This window comes from Ferrigenium kumadai, from assembly GCF_018324385.1.
Lineage (GTDB): Bacteria > Pseudomonadota > Gammaproteobacteria > Burkholderiales > Gallionellaceae > Gallionella > Gallionella kumadai.
In genome coordinates this window covers 1,191,854-1,207,244 of sequence record NZ_AP019536.1, presented here as the reverse complement: position 1 = coordinate 1,207,244, position 15,391 = coordinate 1,191,854, and the positions used below count along the sequence as shown (strand labels likewise).

10 protein-coding genes are annotated in these 15,391 nt (G+C 61.8%); 5 read left to right on the top strand and 5 right to left on the bottom strand.

Annotated features, from left to right (window positions below):
• Positions 1 to 61: 61 nt before the first annotated feature.
• The 3 genes from FGKAn22_RS05810 to FGKAn22_RS05800 all read right to left on the bottom strand — a co-directional run bounded on the left by FGKAn22_RS05810 (position 62) and on the right by FGKAn22_RS05800 (position 2,936).
• Complete coding sequence (locus tag FGKAn22_RS05810) at positions 62 to 949, bottom strand: HDOD domain-containing protein (protein ID WP_212787020.1); 888 nt, start codon at positions 947 to 949, stop codon at positions 62 to 64.
• Positions 946 to 2,247: a putative bifunctional diguanylate cyclase/phosphodiesterase gene (locus FGKAn22_RS05805; protein WP_246487471.1), complete on the bottom strand. Its 1,302-nt coding sequence runs from the start codon at positions 2,245 to 2,247 to the stop codon at positions 946 to 948. Before FGKAn22_RS05805 ends, FGKAn22_RS05810 begins: the two co-directional genes overlap by 4 nt.
• Positions 2,248 to 2,633: 386 nt before the next feature.
• On the bottom strand, positions 2,634 to 2,936 hold the full coding sequence (locus FGKAn22_RS05800) for a hypothetical protein (protein ID WP_212787019.1): 303 nt from the start codon (positions 2,934 to 2,936) through the stop codon (positions 2,634 to 2,636).
• A 184-nt stretch (positions 2,937 to 3,120) separates the two neighbouring features.
• Between FGKAn22_RS05800 and map the strand changes: the two genes are divergently transcribed.
• From map to FGKAn22_RS05780, 4 genes are all read left to right on the top strand, one after another.
• Positions 3,121 to 3,915 carry a type I methionyl aminopeptidase gene (gene map, locus FGKAn22_RS05795; protein WP_212787018.1) on the top strand — a complete coding sequence of 265 codons (795 nt, stop codon included), beginning with the start codon at positions 3,121 to 3,123 and terminating at the stop codon, positions 3,913 to 3,915.
• The gene (locus FGKAn22_RS05790) at positions 3,887 to 6,469 is read left to right on the top strand and encodes a [protein-PII] uridylyltransferase (protein WP_212787017.1); all 2,583 of its coding nucleotides are present in this window, start codon (positions 3,887 to 3,889) and stop codon (positions 6,467 to 6,469) included. The genes map and FGKAn22_RS05790 overlap by 29 nt, the downstream gene beginning before the upstream one ends.
• A 236-nt stretch (positions 6,470 to 6,705) precedes the next feature.
• Positions 6,706 to 7,050: a hypothetical protein gene (locus tag FGKAn22_RS05785; protein ID WP_212787016.1), complete on the top strand. Its 345-nt coding sequence runs from the start codon at positions 6,706 to 6,708 to the stop codon at positions 7,048 to 7,050.
• Between the two features lie 79 nt (positions 7,051 to 7,129).
• On the top strand, positions 7,130 to 7,606 hold the full coding sequence (locus FGKAn22_RS05780; protein WP_212787015.1) for a VOC family protein: 477 nt from the start codon (positions 7,130 to 7,132) through the stop codon (positions 7,604 to 7,606).
• 663 nt (positions 7,607 to 8,269) lie between these two features.
• Here FGKAn22_RS05780 and FGKAn22_RS05775 read toward each other — a convergent pair.
• Positions 8,270 to 11,575: a coiled-coil domain-containing protein gene (locus FGKAn22_RS05775; protein ID WP_212787014.1), complete on the bottom strand. Its 3,306-nt coding sequence runs from the start codon at positions 11,573 to 11,575 to the stop codon at positions 8,270 to 8,272.
• A 157-nt stretch (positions 11,576 to 11,732) separates the two neighbouring features.
• Positions 11,733 to 12,656 (bottom strand): histone deacetylase family protein, encoded by a 924-nt coding sequence (locus tag FGKAn22_RS05770; RefSeq protein WP_212787013.1) that lies wholly within the window; start codon positions 12,654 to 12,656, stop codon positions 11,733 to 11,735.
• Between the two features lie 211 nt (positions 12,657 to 12,867).
• Between FGKAn22_RS05770 and FGKAn22_RS05765 the strand changes: the two genes are divergently transcribed.
• Positions 12,868 to 15,351 carry a glycogen/starch/alpha-glucan phosphorylase gene (locus FGKAn22_RS05765; RefSeq protein WP_212787012.1) on the top strand — a complete coding sequence of 828 codons (2,484 nt, stop codon included), beginning with the start codon at positions 12,868 to 12,870 and terminating at the stop codon, positions 15,349 to 15,351.
• The last annotated feature ends 40 nt before the right edge of the window (positions 15,352 to 15,391 follow it).

The window sequence follows — 15,391 nt, the reverse complement described above, 5'->3', positions numbered from 1 at the left end:
ACAAAAGGCACGTCACCGTGCCTTTTATTCTCCCGCCATCGAGCCGCCTTCAGTACCGCTACTATTCGCTCGCGGAGGCAACCGGTTCCGCTTCGGTGTAGAGACGCTCAAGATCGCTCTCTCCCACATCGAGCAGTTCCAGGCAGGCCTCGCCGAGTTTCGGCCATTCCTGGGTGATACTCAAACTGAGCTGGCGCTGCACGATATGTTCCGCAAACTGTGCTGTCGCGACAAGCCTGCGGCTCAACAACGGCAGATGGGACTCCGCGGATTTAAGCACCGCCAGATCGTGGTGATTGCGAATGGCGAGACAGATCTCCTCCGGCAGCCACCAGCTTTGCGCAAGCAGGCAGCCCACCATCGCGTGGTTGGTAGGGAATGCGGCCTCCTCTATGGCGGTGAAGCTCTGCAGTTGCTCGCCATTGGCTGCAGTAAGGGTTTCCTCATAGCCGGAAAAACGCTTGAGCAGGACTGGAATGCCACAGTCGCGAAACAGGCCGAAAGTGTAGGCATCCTCCGCGCGCAAGCCACGCAATTCGAGATGCTGCGCCAGCCAGCCGGAAAGGCGTGCGATGCGTGCCGAAGCATCCCAGAAGCGTTCCAGGTTAGGCACATTCGGAAAAGAGTTGCGCAGGACGATGCCGGCGATGGCACGACTGGATACGTTCAGGCCGAGAACCGTGAGCGCCTCGCTCACCGAACGCACCCGTTGCCGCATCCCGAAATACGGGGCATTGGCGGTCTTGATCAGGCTGGCGGATATGCCGACATCGGCGCTGATGATGCTTTCCAGCCGCTTGAAGTCCGGCTCGTCCTTGCCGGCCTCGACCATAAAACGGTTCAAAATGACGGGGCACGGGGGAATCCCCACATCCAGCAGGGAGCGTTCAAACAGCATGTCCACATCGGATGGAGCAGACTCCTGCGGGGCGGTAACGGTGTTGCTCATAGTGTGTTCCTTTGTTGCAACCAGGGAAGCAGCTGCTCCTCCGGCATTGGTTTTGCGTAATAGAATCCCTGAATGGCGTCGACGCCGGCATCCAGCAACGCATCGATCTGCTCCCGTCTTTCGCAACCCTCCGCCACGACGGTCATGCCCAGGTCGTGCCCGAGCTGAGTCACGGCTTTGACCACCGACAAGGCGCGGCGGTCTTCCGGAAGGACGGTGACGAAGGCACGGTCCAGCTTGAGCTTGCCGGCCGGAATGTCCTTCAGGTTCGCCAGGCAGGAATAGCCGGTGCCGAAGTCGTCGATGGCCAGCCTCACGCCCGCGCCGATGACGTTCTTCAGGTTTTTCTGGACGGTATCCGAAATATCCATGAACAGGGATTCGGTGAGCTCCAGCTCGATCAACTCGGGGCTCACGTTGGAGCAGATCAGCGCCGCATGCAGGGCGTGAGTGAATTTCGGGGAAACGAGTTGCGCGCGGGACACATTGATGGCGACCTTGGTATGGTGGCCGGCGTCCTGCAACTGGCGCGCATACGTCGCCCCTTGCAGGAGACTCCATTCGCCGAGGCGGATCACCAGTCCGGTCTTTTCCGCGACGGGGATGAATCTTCCGGGCGAGATATTCTCGCCGTCCACGTTACAACGCATCAGCGCTTCGACCGCCTCTATCTGACCGTTTGCGTGAATGATGGGCTGGTAGTGCAGCCGGAATCCGCCGGTCTCCAGGGCAGTGTGCAGACTGTCCTCGATCGAGAGTTCTTCGCGCGCGAGCGTGATACCGAGGCGGCCGGGGATAGGCTCTTCCCCGGAGAACACGACGCACTTCCCACCCTTGGCCTTGGAGGCGAACATGGCCCGATCGGCACGTTCCAGCAGCACCAGTGGATCTTCACCCTGCTCGAGTATCGCAATACCGACACTCACGGTCGGACGCAACACCAGACTTCCGATGGTGAGAGGTTCTTCTACCGTGCTGACCAGTTCGTTGGCGAACTGCTGGGCTTGCGCCCGATCGCAATTGGGAAGAAGACAAACAAACTCGTCGCCCCCCATGCGCGAGAGTTCTGCGCGACCGCTCGCGCGTGCACGGAACCGGATAGCGATGTCGGCGATCACCTCGTCGCCGCCGAGATGGCCGAAAGACTCATTGATCTGTTTGAAGCGGTCGAGATCGAACCAAAGGACCGCGAGGGCACGCCCGTTACTCGTCGAATCAACGGCCAGCTTCGTAGCCGCCTGCAGGCAGCCATTACGATCCAGGAATCCCGTTAACGGGTCACGTCCGTTTATGCGCATATGGTCGCGGCGGAACTATGTCTGCCAGTAAGAAAATGGAAAACAAGTGGAGCTATCCTCGTCGTCATTGTCGCGGTCATGCCCTTTCTTGTGTCGTTCGCAAATATCTGCCTTGTGCGCCAACCGGCCCCGTCATAGTCCATGCAGAGCCGACGTGCCTACCCTCGATCCGGCTGCTCCAACTTGACAAAGCAAGAGGGCATGTTGCGGCAAACATACATGCCCTTTTCAAAACAGTGCCATTATATATTCCACAATGGGGAAAAACCCTAATTTGGAGTCAAAAAGCAATTTAGACATCCAAATGTTGCCAGCGCAACAAACCGCAAAAATAAAAGGCACGTCACCGTGCCTTCTATTTTTGCGTCGTCGAAGCTCAGGCAAGCCTAGTCTTCGTGACCATGGTGGTGCTTGTGCTTGTTACGATGCTCTTCTTCATCGCCATTTTCACGTTGTTGAACCGGAACCGGTTGTGCGACCGCTTGCGGGGCGGGACGGCTGCCAATCGCCGCGCCGGCGCCGCCGCCGATGGCTGCACCGAGAATCGCGCCGTTCTGTCCGCCCATGCTTTGGCCCACCGCAGCGCCCGCTGCGCCGCCGAGCGCGCCGCCGAGCACCGCACCGCCGTCGACGGCATAAGCATTAAAACTGGCTGCAAGGAACAGGACGGTTGCTAACGATTTTTTCATGTTGTCTCCGTAATGAGGTTATCGAAATTTGCTGCGCCCCTTAGGTGGCACACCGCCAGTTTAGTTCCTAACCGCAATTGTCGGCAATCGGAGGCACGTGCTATTCTCGCCACATTCTGAACAAGCTAACCCTGGGATTCTGGCGGACTGTCCGGCTGAAACTTCCAGAGATTCCCGAGAGAACATGTCCGTTACCATCAAGACCCCGCAAGAGATCGAAAAGATGCGCGTCGCCGGCCGCCTGACCAGCGAAGTGCTCGACTACATCACCCCCTTCGTCAAGGCGGGCGTGACCACCAACGAGCTGGACCGTCTGTGTCACGACTACATCGTGAACGTGCAGCACGGCATCCCCGCGCCGCTCAACTACGCGCCGCACGGCCATACGCCCTACCCGAAATCGATCTGCACCTCGATCAACCACCAGATCTGCCACGGCGTGCCGAGCGAGAAGGCGCTGAAGAACGGCGACATCGTCAACATCGACGTGACGGTGATCAAGGACGGCTATCACGGCGACAGCAGCCGCATGTACTTGGTCGGCGAACCGTCGATCCAGGCGCGGCGCCTGTGCGAGACCACCTGGCTGGCGCTGTGGCGCGGCATCCGCGTCGTCAAACCGGGCGCCTACCTCGGCGACATCGGTCACGCCATCCAGAGCTTCGTCGAACCGCTGGGCTACAGCGTGGTGCGCGAGTTCTGCGGCCACGGCATCGGCGCCCGTTTCCACGAAGAACCGCAAGTGCTGCACTACGGCCGCCCCAAGACCGGCATCCGGCTCGAGCCCGGCATGACCTTCACGATCGAGCCGATGGTCAACGCCGGCAAGGCCGCGATCAAGCAGCTCGGCGACGGCTGGACCGTGGTCACCAAGGACCACAGCCTGTCCGCGCAGTACGAGCACACCATCCTCGTCACCGAAACCGGCTTCGAAGTGCTGACCGTTTCCGATGGCTGCCCTCCCCCTCCGCCCCTCTGACGAAATCGCAACGCTGCGCGCATCGCTGCGCAGCGACCGCGCTTCACTCGAACAGGATTTCCTGAAACACGGCAAGGCGGCGCGCCTGCTGGGCGCGCACAGCAGGCTGATCGACGACTACCTGCGCCGGGTGTGGCAGATGCTAGGCATGCCCGGCAACATCGCACTCGTCGCGGTGGGCGGCTACGGGCGCGGCGAGCTCTACCCGAAGTCCGACATCGACCTGCTGATCCTGCTCGATGCCGAATCCGAAAAACTCATGGCCGGGCACCCGCCGGATGAGGCGCTGCAGCACAAGCTGCACGAACTGGTGCAGACGCTATGGGACATCGGACTCGAAGTCGGCCACAGCATCCGCACCGTCGAGCATTGCCTGCAGGAATCCGCCGACATCACGGTGCAGACCAACCTGCTCGAATCGCGCCTGCTCGCCGGCGACGCATCGCTGTTCGAATCGCTGCGCGCCGCAGTGCAACAGCACCTCGATCCGTACCGTTTCTTCCTCGCCAAACAGCATGAGCAGCAACAGCGCCACGCGCGCTTCGCCGAGGCAGACTACAACCTGGAGCCCAACCTGAAGGAAAGCCCCGGCGGACTGCGCGACCTGCAGACCGTCACCTGGATCGCACTCGCCGCGGGCCTGGGCACGCGCTGGTCCGAACTTGCGAAGGCCGGCCTGATCACGGCGACCGAGGCGCGCCAGATCGCGCGCCACGACGAGTTGCTGCAAACCCTGCGCGTCCGCCTGCACTACCTCGCGAAGCGGCGCGAAGACCGCTTGCTGTTCGATTTCCAGACCATGCTCGCCGAACAGATGGGCATCGAGGCCTCGGCCAACCGCCGCGCCAGCGAACACCTGATGCAGCGCTACTACCGCACGCGGCTCGCGGTGCGCCAGTTCAACACCATCCTGCTGCAGAACCTGCACGACCGCCTGGTGCGCGAAACACCGCCGCAACACGCACTGAACGAGCGCTTCCGCGTCATCGGCACGCTGCTGGACATCCGCGACGAGCAACTGTTTGAGCACACGCCCGCGGCGATCTTCGAGCTGTTCCTGCTGATGGAACAGCTCGCCGAGCTGACCGACCTCAGCGCGAAGACGCTGCGCGCACTGTGGCGCGCGCAGCACAAGGTCGATGCCGCGTTCCGCCGCGATCCGCTCAACCGGCAGCGCTTCATGGAGATCCTGCGCCAGCCCACCGGCGTCATCCACGCGCTGCGGCGCATGAACCAGTACGGCATCCTCGGCCGCTACATCCCTGCCTTCGGCCGCATCGTCGGCCAGATGCAGCACGACCTGTTCCACGTCTACACCGTGGACGAACACATCCTGATGGTGGTGCGCAACCTGCGCCGCTTCGCGCTGGAAAAACATGCACACGAAGTCCCGCTGTGCAGCAAGCTGATGGCTGAATTCGCACGCCCCGAAGTGCTGTACATCGCCGGCCTGTTCCACGACATCGCCAAGGGACGAGGCGGCGACCATTCGCAGCTGGGCATGAAGGATGCGCGCGCCTTCTGCAAGCAACACGGGCTTGGCAACGACGACAGCGACCTGGTGGTGTGGCTGGTCGGACAGCACCTGGCATTGTCCGCCACGGCACAGAAGCAGGATCTTTCCGACCCCGAGGTCATCGCGAGCTTCTCCCGAACGATCAGGAACGACCGCTACCTCGTCGCGCTCTACCTGCTGACCGTCGCCGACATCCGCGGCACCAGCCCCAAGGTGTGGAACGCCTGGAAAGCCAAGCTGATGGAGGACCTGTTCCTCGCGACGAGGCGCTACCTCGCCGGCGGCCAAGCCGCCGACCATCTCGACGAGATCCGCCGCGAGGCCGCCAACACGCTCAACCTCTACGCCCTGACGCCGGACACCTACCGCATGCTGTGGGCGCAGCTCGACGACAGCTACTTCCTCGACCACGAGGCGCAGGAGATCGCCTGGCACACGCGCCAGTTGGCGTTCAAGGCGAACGCCGACGCGCCCATCGTGAAGGCGCGCCTGAGCCGCGCGGGGGAAGGCTTGCAGGTGATGGTGTACTGCCGCGACCAGCGCGGCCTGTTCGCGCGCATTTGCGACTTTTTCGCGCGCATGAACTACACCATCGCCGAGGCCAAGATCCACACCACGCGCCACGGCTACGCGCTGAACAGCTTCCAGATCATGGAAGCGGCGCGCAGCGAGACCGCCTACCGCGACATCATGACCTACATCGAGTTCGAACTGGCGCAGCAGATCGCGCAGGCCCGCCCGGTCAGCCCGGCCGCGGGTGGGCGCGTCAGCCGCCAGCTCAAGCACTTCCCCATCCCCACCGAAGTCGAGATCGCCCTGGACAACAAGGGCATGCACGTGCTCTCGCTGGTCGCCGGCGACCGCCCCGGCCTGCTCGCGCGCATCGCGCTCATCCTCGACCGCCACGACGTGCGCCTGCACCGCGCCAAGATCAACACGCTGGGCAGCCGCGCCGAGGACGTGTTCTGGGTCAGTTCGTCTAGCCTCGCGGACGAGGCAAAGGTCGCGGCTTTGAAGAACGAGTTGCTGAAGGTCTAGCCCAAAAAATATATAGGCCTTCGGATTCGTTGACGCATTCTGGCCGGACCGTTAGGGTAGGTGCCACAATACAGTTTGGGAATAAATAGAAGATGTCGTTTTTTCTGACAGGGATGGGGCGTTTATGAAACAGGCTCTTATTAGAATCAACAAGATATCCAGTCTAATGCCAGATTATCAGACAGGCGGCGCCAGATTAGGCGACATTTTTGGTGTCTAGTTTACGTTAGCCCGCCATGGCCCAGCTCTTGTTCTGGATCGTTATTGCAGTCTCTGTCGCGTTGCTCGTCGCTGCTTTTGTGCGGCTCAAACGTGAGCGCCAAATGACCGGCTATGACTTTCTAACGGTTCTTTTGCCATTTGTCCTGTGGTGGACTCTCGCAATCACTGGATGGAAAACCAAATCCCTTTCAAATCTTATCGAGCCGCTTTCCTTAGTTGTGCTGGTTCCCCTGCTGTTTTCAGCTCGTGCATTTGCCGTGTCATACAGCACTAACCATGCGCGTTCTGTTGGGGCCTTTGCTTTATCGCTATTGCTTGCTGGTGGTCTATATGTCTTTGTGCCTGTTCTGCCCGAGTAGGGCTAACCCTGCGCTAAAGTTTGCTCCCTCAGGTCGCTGGGACGCGCCTTAGCTCCACGTTAGACGCCAAGGAGACATCATGACAGTCATGCGTATGGACAACGTCGGCATCGTAGTGGAAGACATCGATGCCGCCATTGAGTTCTTCACCGAACTTGGTCTCGATCTCGAGGGGCGTGCTCCAGTTGAAGGAGACTGGGCAGATGCCGTCACCGGATTGCGCGGCATGCGCGTCGAGATTGCCATGATGCGTACGCCGGACGGTCACAGCCGGCTCGAGTTGTCCCGCTTCCTCGCGCCGCCCGTGGTCGCCGATCACCGCATCGCCCCAGTGAACGCTCTCGGTTACCTACGCGTCATGTTCACCGTGGAAGACATCGACGATACGCTCGTCCGGCTCCGCAAACGTGGCGCGAAGCTCGTCGGCAAAGTGGTCCAGTATGAAAACATGTATCGGCTCTGCTACATCCGGGGTCCCGAAGGAATTCTCATCGGGCTCGCCCAACAGCTCGGGCAGCAGACTTCCCGAGAGAATCCCATAGAACGTAACCGTTGAGAACCGAAGTGGCGTCTAACCCTGCGCTCAAGTTCGCTCCCTCCGGTCGCTGGGACGCGCCTGCGGCGCGCCCCTTAGCTCCACGTTAGGTCTCTCAACATGCGCCATTACGCTGTCATCCTAATTACCGCCGCCATCGCTTTTCCCGCGAAGGCGGAACCTACTCTCTACTCGGTAAGTTCAAAGGCACAAGGTGCACCTTTCGAGCTTGTCGTAACTGAAATTAGACGAGAGCCGAATAAGTCCTACCTTTCAGTGCCTGGATTTCACAATCGCACAGCTCCCGGTGCTCGTTGGCTTATGTGCGCCTATACCGATCTGGCCGTCAAACGGGGTTTCTCGCATTGGTTTGTTTCCTACCCACCGGCAAATTCTGAAGTTCTTGTTGTTGGCCTAACCAATTCTCCCAGCGCATCTGCTAGAGAAGTGCTTGGGAAAGATTACAGTGCCGAATACACACTAGGTAACGAGCCTATGCCAGTCGAGAAACTATTTCCCATGTGCGGTATGCGCCGCTAAACATGAAGCTTAGACCTAACTTCTCGGTCAACGGGACCGATCGCAAGCTGCCCTTGCGTTAGAAAAAGAACGCTCCAAAACCAGAATCCGTTCGCATCCCGGCAATCGGGACACGAACGGATTCGCGAGTGATGCACTGCGTAGTCAGTTCTTCTGGCCGAGCTGGCCGGACATCTTGAGGTCCCCCAGCACCAGATAGGTTTCCGCAGCCAGGTCATGCTTCGCCTCGACTGCCTTGGTCTCGGCCGGGGCAGCATGGGCAGACTCGCTCGCCGTCGTGACGGGTTGTGCATTCACGGTGCTGTCCTGGCCGTAGAACAGCGGCAGCGACAGGCCGACGAAGGCCATCACCGAAACCAGGCCCACAGCCTTCGCGAACTTGCCGATGCGGCTGCTGTTGCGCAGGCGCGCCATCAGTTCGTAGGTGGCGGATTCTGCGCGAACCTCTTCGATCTGCTCGCGCTGGCACTCGTTCTCGCGCTGCTTCAGCCCGGCCAACTCCTCCGCGGCAAGTCTCGCTTCGTGTGCAAGGATGGCCTGCTGCTTCGCTTCTTCGCGGGCCATCTGCTCGGCGATCTCGCGTGCCTCGGCTGCTGAAGTGGCCTGCACTTCAGCCGACACGCGCTGACCGATCTCGACCAGGACGCGCTGCTCGGTTTCCAGCCGCACTTGTTGCTGCGCCAGCAGCATCTGTTCTTCCTCGATGCGGCGCGCCACCACTTGCACGGTCTGCTCGGTGAGTGCGGCACGCTGGCGCGCAGCTTCCGTTGCTTGCTGTTCAAGGCGCGCATGATCCTGCTCGATCTTCAGGGCGCGCTGCTCTTCGGCGATGCGCTGCTGGGTGGCTTCCTCGATGAACTGGATCGCGTTCTCACGCTGTTGTTTCGCCGCATCGATGAGCTGCTTGGCTTGCTGCAGCGCCTCTTCCTCGGCTGCCATCATTTCCTTGTCGGCCTCTATCGCCAGACGTTCGGCATCGACACGCTCCTGGACCTTGGCCTCGGCTTCATGCTCGACGGCATGGCGCAGGGTCGCTTGCGCCAGCAGTTCGCGTTCCTTTGCGTAGCGACGCTGCTCCAGCTCTGCCGCTTCCAGATCGAGCTGCTCGCGCTGCTCCGCAGCCTGCTTCGCCGCCTTGGCGAGCTCGGCGCGCTTGCGTGCCGCGACCGTTTCACGCGCCTCGGCGCGCAGTTTCTCCTCCGCTGCCATAACGGCCTTGCCTGCCTCTTCGATGCGCAGCGTGGCCATGTTTCCGGCACGGGTCATCGCTTCGTCGCGTGCCAACTCGGCGGTTTCGATCTGCTTGCGGAACGCCACCGCGGCCTTGGCCTCGGCGCGGATCTTCTCTTCCTCGACTTGCAGTGCGCGGGCTTCTGCCTCGGCGCGCACCTTGGCCATATTCAGCGCACGCACCGCGACCTGTTCCTGATCGCGCGCCGCCTGAAGCGCTGCCTCGTTCAGACGCAGGGTTTCCTCGACCGCTTCCCTTGCGCGCGCTTCCAGTTCGATCTTCTCGTTATTGGCTTCGATGGCGCGTTGTTCAGTAGCCATGCGCGCTTCGGTCTCGGCGATGGCGCGTTTTTGGGATTCGGCCAACTCCATCTCGGTCTGGGCCTGTGCCTCGGCAGCGCGGCGTGCCTCTTCTTCCAGTTCTGCTCGCTGCATGGCGGCATTGGCCGCCTCTTCCAGCGCGGCGGCTTTTTGTTGCGTTGCGATCGCAGCAGCCTGTTCTGCTGCGGTCTGCTGTTCGATGGCGGCGCGCTCGCGGTTCTCGGCTTCCGACCTCGACTGGGCGATCTGCAGGGCCTCGTTCTGTGCGCGCAGCTTTTCCAGCAACGCCTGCTCGGCTTGCTGCTCGGCCTCGATGCGGGCCTGTTCGGTCTGCATCAGCTCCTGCTCGCGCTGCGTATTCTCCTGGGCGATGCGGTAGGCATCGCACGCCACGGTGGCGCGCTCGTTGGCCAGGGCGATGGCCTGCGTTTCGGCCTGCAACTGCAGTTCGACTTCGCGGGCGGCCTGCATCTCCGCTTCGGCGCGCTGCTGCGCCAGCACCGTCAGGTCGCTCTCGGCCTGCAGCTTGTGTTCCGCAGCCTGCTTCTCCATCAGTTCGACATTCAGGCGCTGGTTCGCCTCCTGCTCAGCCTGGCGCAGCAGTGCATTGTTCTCATCCTGCTGGGCGATGACTTTGCGGTCTGCCTCGATCTGTGCTTGCAGCAGCGCCTTCGTTTCCTGCTCGATCTTCAGCTTGCGTTCCGCCTCGATGCGCGCGATCGCCTCGGCCTCGGCGCGCTGACGCGCCATCTCGTGAGCCTGGCGCTCGTTGCGCTCGCGCATCTCGGCATCGGCCCTGGCCTGATCCTCGGCGAGCTTGCGCTGGGCGGCGAGTTCCGCGGCGGCGCGTTCGGCATTGGCACGCACCTGCGCCGATTGCTCGGCTTCGCGGTCCGCGGCCAGACGAGCCTCGATCTCGGATGCCGCCAGCGCTTCGGCACGGACGCGGGCCTCGGCGGCCTCGGATGCGGCACGCTCGGTGCTCAATCTGGATGCCAGCAAGGCGCTCGCTTCCTGTTCCTTGCGCAGTTTCTCCTGCACGGCAGCGGCGATCGCCTCGTCGGTCGCCGTTTTCTGGTGGGCATAGTTCGCGGCTTCCTGTTCGAGGCGGGCGCGGTTCTCGGCAGCCTGGACTGCACGCTGCTCGGCCTCGACGCGCTTGCCGACCTGCGACAGCTCACGCTGTTCGGATGCGACGCGTTCCGCCACGAGGCGGGCCTCTTCGGCCTCGCATTCGGCGCGCTGCACCGCGATGTCGCGCAAGCGGGCTTCCAGCTTCAGCTTTTCCTCGATCTGGCCGCGCTGGGCCTGTTCGGCAGCCATGCGTTCTGCGACGGTCTTTTCGATGCGCGCCTCGATCTCGGCGATGTTGGCCTGGATGGCGCGCGCTTCGGTTTCGGCACGCTGCTGCGCAGCCTGTTCGGCCTGGCGCTGCTGCTCGATCAATGCGGCCAGCTCGCGCTCGGCCTTGGCCTTGCTCTCGGCTGCGGCACGTGCCATCTCCTCGTTCTGCAGGCGCTGGTTCAGTTCGTCCTGCACCTGCTGCTCTGCGCGCAACCTCGCCTGAGTCTCCTCATGCAGGCGCTGTTCGGTCTGCAATTGAACCTGCAATTCGTTCGCCAGCTGCTTCTCGGTTTCGAGCTTGGCGCGAATCACCTCGGCCAGCCTCATCTCCTCCTGGCTCTTCGCCTCGATCTGGGCGGTCAGCTCGACTTCATGGCGCAGCCTGGCCTGGGCCATGGCACGGGAATGCGCTTCGGCGCGGGCGCGCGCCTGGGCGGAGAGTTCGGCCTGGGTCTCGGCTTCCAGGCGCGCACGCGCTTCCTGGATGGCTTGCGACTCGGCGATGTACTCCTCGCTGTCGTTGTCGATGACTCGAATCTTGGCTGCTGTTGACATGGTCTTGCCCCTTTTCTGTTGTTGATGCGGTATCGCATCGACGCCTAACCAATTTCTATGGCGCCAAGATAGCAGTTCGGGTGGCAAGCAAAGGGGGGAATAAAACGGGAAAACCCCGCCAATTCCAGTAACGGCGGGATTCTTGCAAGGGAAATTCCTACAAGCCGCTGAGCACTTTGACGTGTGCGAACGCGCTGCGACCCAGCGCGTGCAACTCGTAGCCGCCTTCGAGCACCGAGACGATGCGGCGCTGGGCATATTTCGTGGCGACGGCCTTCAGCTCTTTCGTGACCCAGGCGTAGTCCGGCTCGGTCAGCCCGAGCATGGCCATGTCGTCGTCGCGGTGGGCGTCGAACCCGGCCGAGATCAGCAGGAATTCGGGCTGGAAACGCTCCAGCGCGGGCAGCCAGTGCTCGGTCACGGCCGCGCGGAACCCCTCCCCCTTCGTCCCTGCAGGCAGCGGCACGTTGATCATGTGGTCGTTGCCGCTGTCCGCTCCGACATATGGGTAGAACGGGTGCTGGAAGGTCGAGCACAGCATCACGCGGCGATCGTCGTGGAAGATGTTCTCGGTGCCGTTGCCGTGGTGCACGTCGAAGTCCGCGATCGCCACACGATTCAAGCCATGAGCAGCCAGCGCGTGCGCGGCGGCGACCGCGACGTTGTTGAAGATGCAGAAGCCCATCGCGCGGGCGCGTTCGGCATGGTGCCCCGGCGGACGGATGTTGCAGAAGGCATTCTCCACCCTGCCCGCCATCACCAGGTCCACCCCCAGCACCGCAGCGCCCGCGGCGCGCAGCGCGGCCGGATAGCTGAACGGGTTCATCGCGGTGTCCGGGTCGAGCTCCACCGTGCCCTGCTTCGGCGCGGCTGCCTCGATGGCGTCGAGGTAGGCGGCATCATGCACGCGCTGCAGCTGCTCTCTGGTCGCCTCCGGCGCCTCGTGCCGCTGCAGGTAGTCCATCAGCCCGCCGGCGATCAGCTGGTCCTCGATGGCGTGGATGCGCGCCGGGGATTCCGGATGATGCGCGCCCATGTCGTGCTTGAGGCACAGGGGATGAGTTATATATCCAGTCTGCATATGCGACCTACTGTGGAAGCGTAACGGGACACTGCTATCATAACCCTGAACACGCCGGCGGCGCCGGGATCATGTGCCACTGGATTCGGATTCCGGCGTTGAATGGCATGCAATACGTGATAGTCCGTAAGGAAATCCACCGGTCATTCGGGTACCCTGCGTATCGCACGCCCCTGGCAGCTTCTACTCTTGAGTAAGGTGGTTACCGGTTATGTCATCACACATAAAGAAACCCGCCGTTGCACAAAAGCATCCCGGCTCGGCCGCGCCCGAGCTTAAACAATCCCTCGTCGAGCATCTGACCTATGTCGTCGGCAAGGACGTCCTGACGGCCACCGACCGGGACTGGTTCTTCACCGCAGCCTATGTTGCGCGCGACCGCCTCACCGGCCGCTGGATGGAGACCATGCAGAACTATTACGCCAGGGATGCGAAGCGGGTCTACTACTTCTCCATGGAATTCCTGATGGGGCGCACGCTGGTGAACAATCTGCTCAACCTGGGTTTCGAACAGGAATACCGCGAGGTGCTCGCTGAACTCGGCGTCAACTGGGACAAGGTTCGGAAAATCGAAGACGACGCGGGACTGGGCAACGGCGGCCTGGGGCGGCTGGCCGCCTGCTTCCTGGACTCGCTGGCGACGCTCGATCTGCCGGGGTACGGTTATGGCATCCGCTACGAGTACGGGATGTTCAGGCAACGCATCGAGAACGGCCGGCAGGTAGAGCATCCGGACAACTGGCTGCGCTACGGCAACCCGTGGGAATTTCCCCGTGCGGAGGTGCTGTACCAGGTCAAGTTCCACGGCCATGTCGTCAAGTATTCCGACGAGCACGGCGTGGAACGAAGCCACTGGGTAGCCACCGATGACGTGATGGCGATGGCATACGACACCCCCATCCCCGGTTATGGCACCCACACCGTCAACAACATGCGGCTGTGGGCGGCCAAGGCGACGCGGGACTTCGATCTGCGCTATTTCAACGAGGGCAACTACATCAAGGCGGTGGAGGACAAGAACGAATCCGAGAACCTCTCCAAGGTGCTCTATCCGGACGACACCACGGCGATGGGGCGGGAGTTGCGCCTCAAGCAGCAATACTTTTTCGTGTGCGCCTCGTTGCAGGACGTGCTGCGCCGCTATGAGAAATTCCACGATGACTTCGACGCCCTGCCCGACAAGGTCGCCATCCAACTCAACGACACCCATCCGTCCATCGCCATCGCCGAACTGATGCGCATCCTGGTGGACGTGCGCCACCTGGAATGGGACAAGGCCTGGAACCTGACCACGCGAACCTTCGCCTACACCAACCACACGCTGATGCCGGAGGCTCTGGAGTCCTGGCCGGTCGCCATGTTCGAAAATATCCTGCCGAGACACCTGCAGATCATCTACGAGATCAACCAGCGCTTCCTGCAGGACGTGATGCACCGCTATCCGGGAGATCCCGCCATGCTGCGCCGCATGTCGCTGATAGACGAAGACGGCGGCAAGAGCGTCCGCATGGCGCACCTGGCGATCGTCGGCAGCCACAAGGTGAACGGCGTGGCCCGCATCCATACCGAGCTCATGAAACAGACCATCTTCGCCGATTTCGACCGTTTCTATCCAGGCAAGATCGTCAACATGACCAACGGCATCACGCCGCGGCGCTGGCTGAACCAGGCCAACCCGCTCCTGGCCGAACTCATCTCGTCCCGCATCGGGGATGACTGGAAGAAGGATCTGGACCAACTGAAGCGCCTGATCCCGCTGGCCGACGACGCGGCCTTCCGCGCGGAATTCGCCGCCGTGAAGCGCGCCAACAAGGAACGCCTGGCCAGATCGCTGAAGCACCAACTCGGCTTCGAAGCCGACCCGGATTCGCTGTTCGATATGCAGATCAAGCGCATCCACGAATACAAGCGCCAGCTGCTCAACCTGCTGCATGTGGTCACGCTGTACAACCGCATCCGCCACGATCCGGACGCCGATCATGTACCGCGCACAGTGATTTTCGGGGGGAAGGCCGCACCCGGCTATTTCATGGCCAAGCTCACCATCAAGCTCATCAATGACGTTGCCGACATCGTCAACAACGACCCTCATGTGGCTGATCGACTGAAAGTTGTGTTCGTACCGAATTACGACGTCTCGACCGCGGAAGAACTGATCCCGGCCGCCGACCTCTCGGAACAGATATCCACCGCGGGCACCGAGGCTTCCGGCACGGGCAACATGAAGCTGGCCATGAACGGGGCATTGACCATAGGCACGCTGGACGGCGCGAACATCGAGATCCGCGATGCCGTTGGCGAAGACAACATCTTCATTTTCGGCCTCACGGCGGAAGACGTGACCCGGGTGAGGACGGCAGGCTACCGGCCATGGGACTACTGCCAGGCCAACGTCGAATTGCGCGAGGTGCTGGACATGATAGGCTCGGGATACTTCTCGGCAGACGATCCGGACCGCTTCAAGCCTGTCGTGGACACGCTGCTGCGATATGGCGATTATTTCCTGCTGCTCGCGGACTACGCTTCCTATATCGATAGTCAGAAGCAAGTCGAGAACGCCTACCGGGATCAGGGACAGTGGATGAAGAAAGCGATCCTCAACGTCGCCAACATGGGCAGATTCTCCAGCGACCGCACTGTCATGCAGTATGCCGACGAGATCTGGGATGTCCGGCAGATGGCGAGCCCGGAATAAAACCCGTGTGCCTCGGTGCCTTCCACGTAGAACCCCCTAT

Coding starts and splice junctions, on each gene's coding strand:
- FGKAn22_RS05805 (WP_246487471.1), bottom strand. CDS start 2,247: ATGCGCATAAACGGACGTGACCCGTTAACGGGATTCCTGGATCGTAAT.
- FGKAn22_RS05770 (WP_212787013.1), bottom strand. CDS start 12,656: ATGCAGACTGGATATATAACTCATCCCCTGTGCCTCAAGCACGACATG.
- FGKAn22_RS05765 (WP_212787012.1), top strand. CDS start 12,868: ATGTCATCACACATAAAGAAACCCGCCGTTGCACAAAAGCATCCCGGC.
- FGKAn22_RS05775 (WP_212787014.1), bottom strand. CDS start 11,575: ATGTCAACAGCAGCCAAGATTCGAGTCATCGACAACGACAGCGAGGAG.
- FGKAn22_RS05780 (WP_212787015.1), top strand. CDS start 7,130: ATGACAGTCATGCGTATGGACAACGTCGGCATCGTAGTGGAAGACATC.
- FGKAn22_RS05790 (WP_212787017.1), top strand. CDS start 3,887: ATGGCTGCCCTCCCCCTCCGCCCCTCTGACGAAATCGCAACGCTGCGC.
- map (WP_212787018.1), top strand. CDS start 3,121: ATGTCCGTTACCATCAAGACCCCGCAAGAGATCGAAAAGATGCGCGTC.
- FGKAn22_RS05800 (WP_212787019.1), bottom strand. CDS start 2,936: ATGAAAAAATCGTTAGCAACCGTCCTGTTCCTTGCAGCCAGTTTTAAT.
- FGKAn22_RS05810 (WP_212787020.1), bottom strand. CDS start 949: ATGAGCAACACCGTTACCGCCCCGCAGGAGTCTGCTCCATCCGATGTG.
- FGKAn22_RS05785 (WP_212787016.1), top strand. CDS start 6,706: ATGGCCCAGCTCTTGTTCTGGATCGTTATTGCAGTCTCTGTCGCGTTG.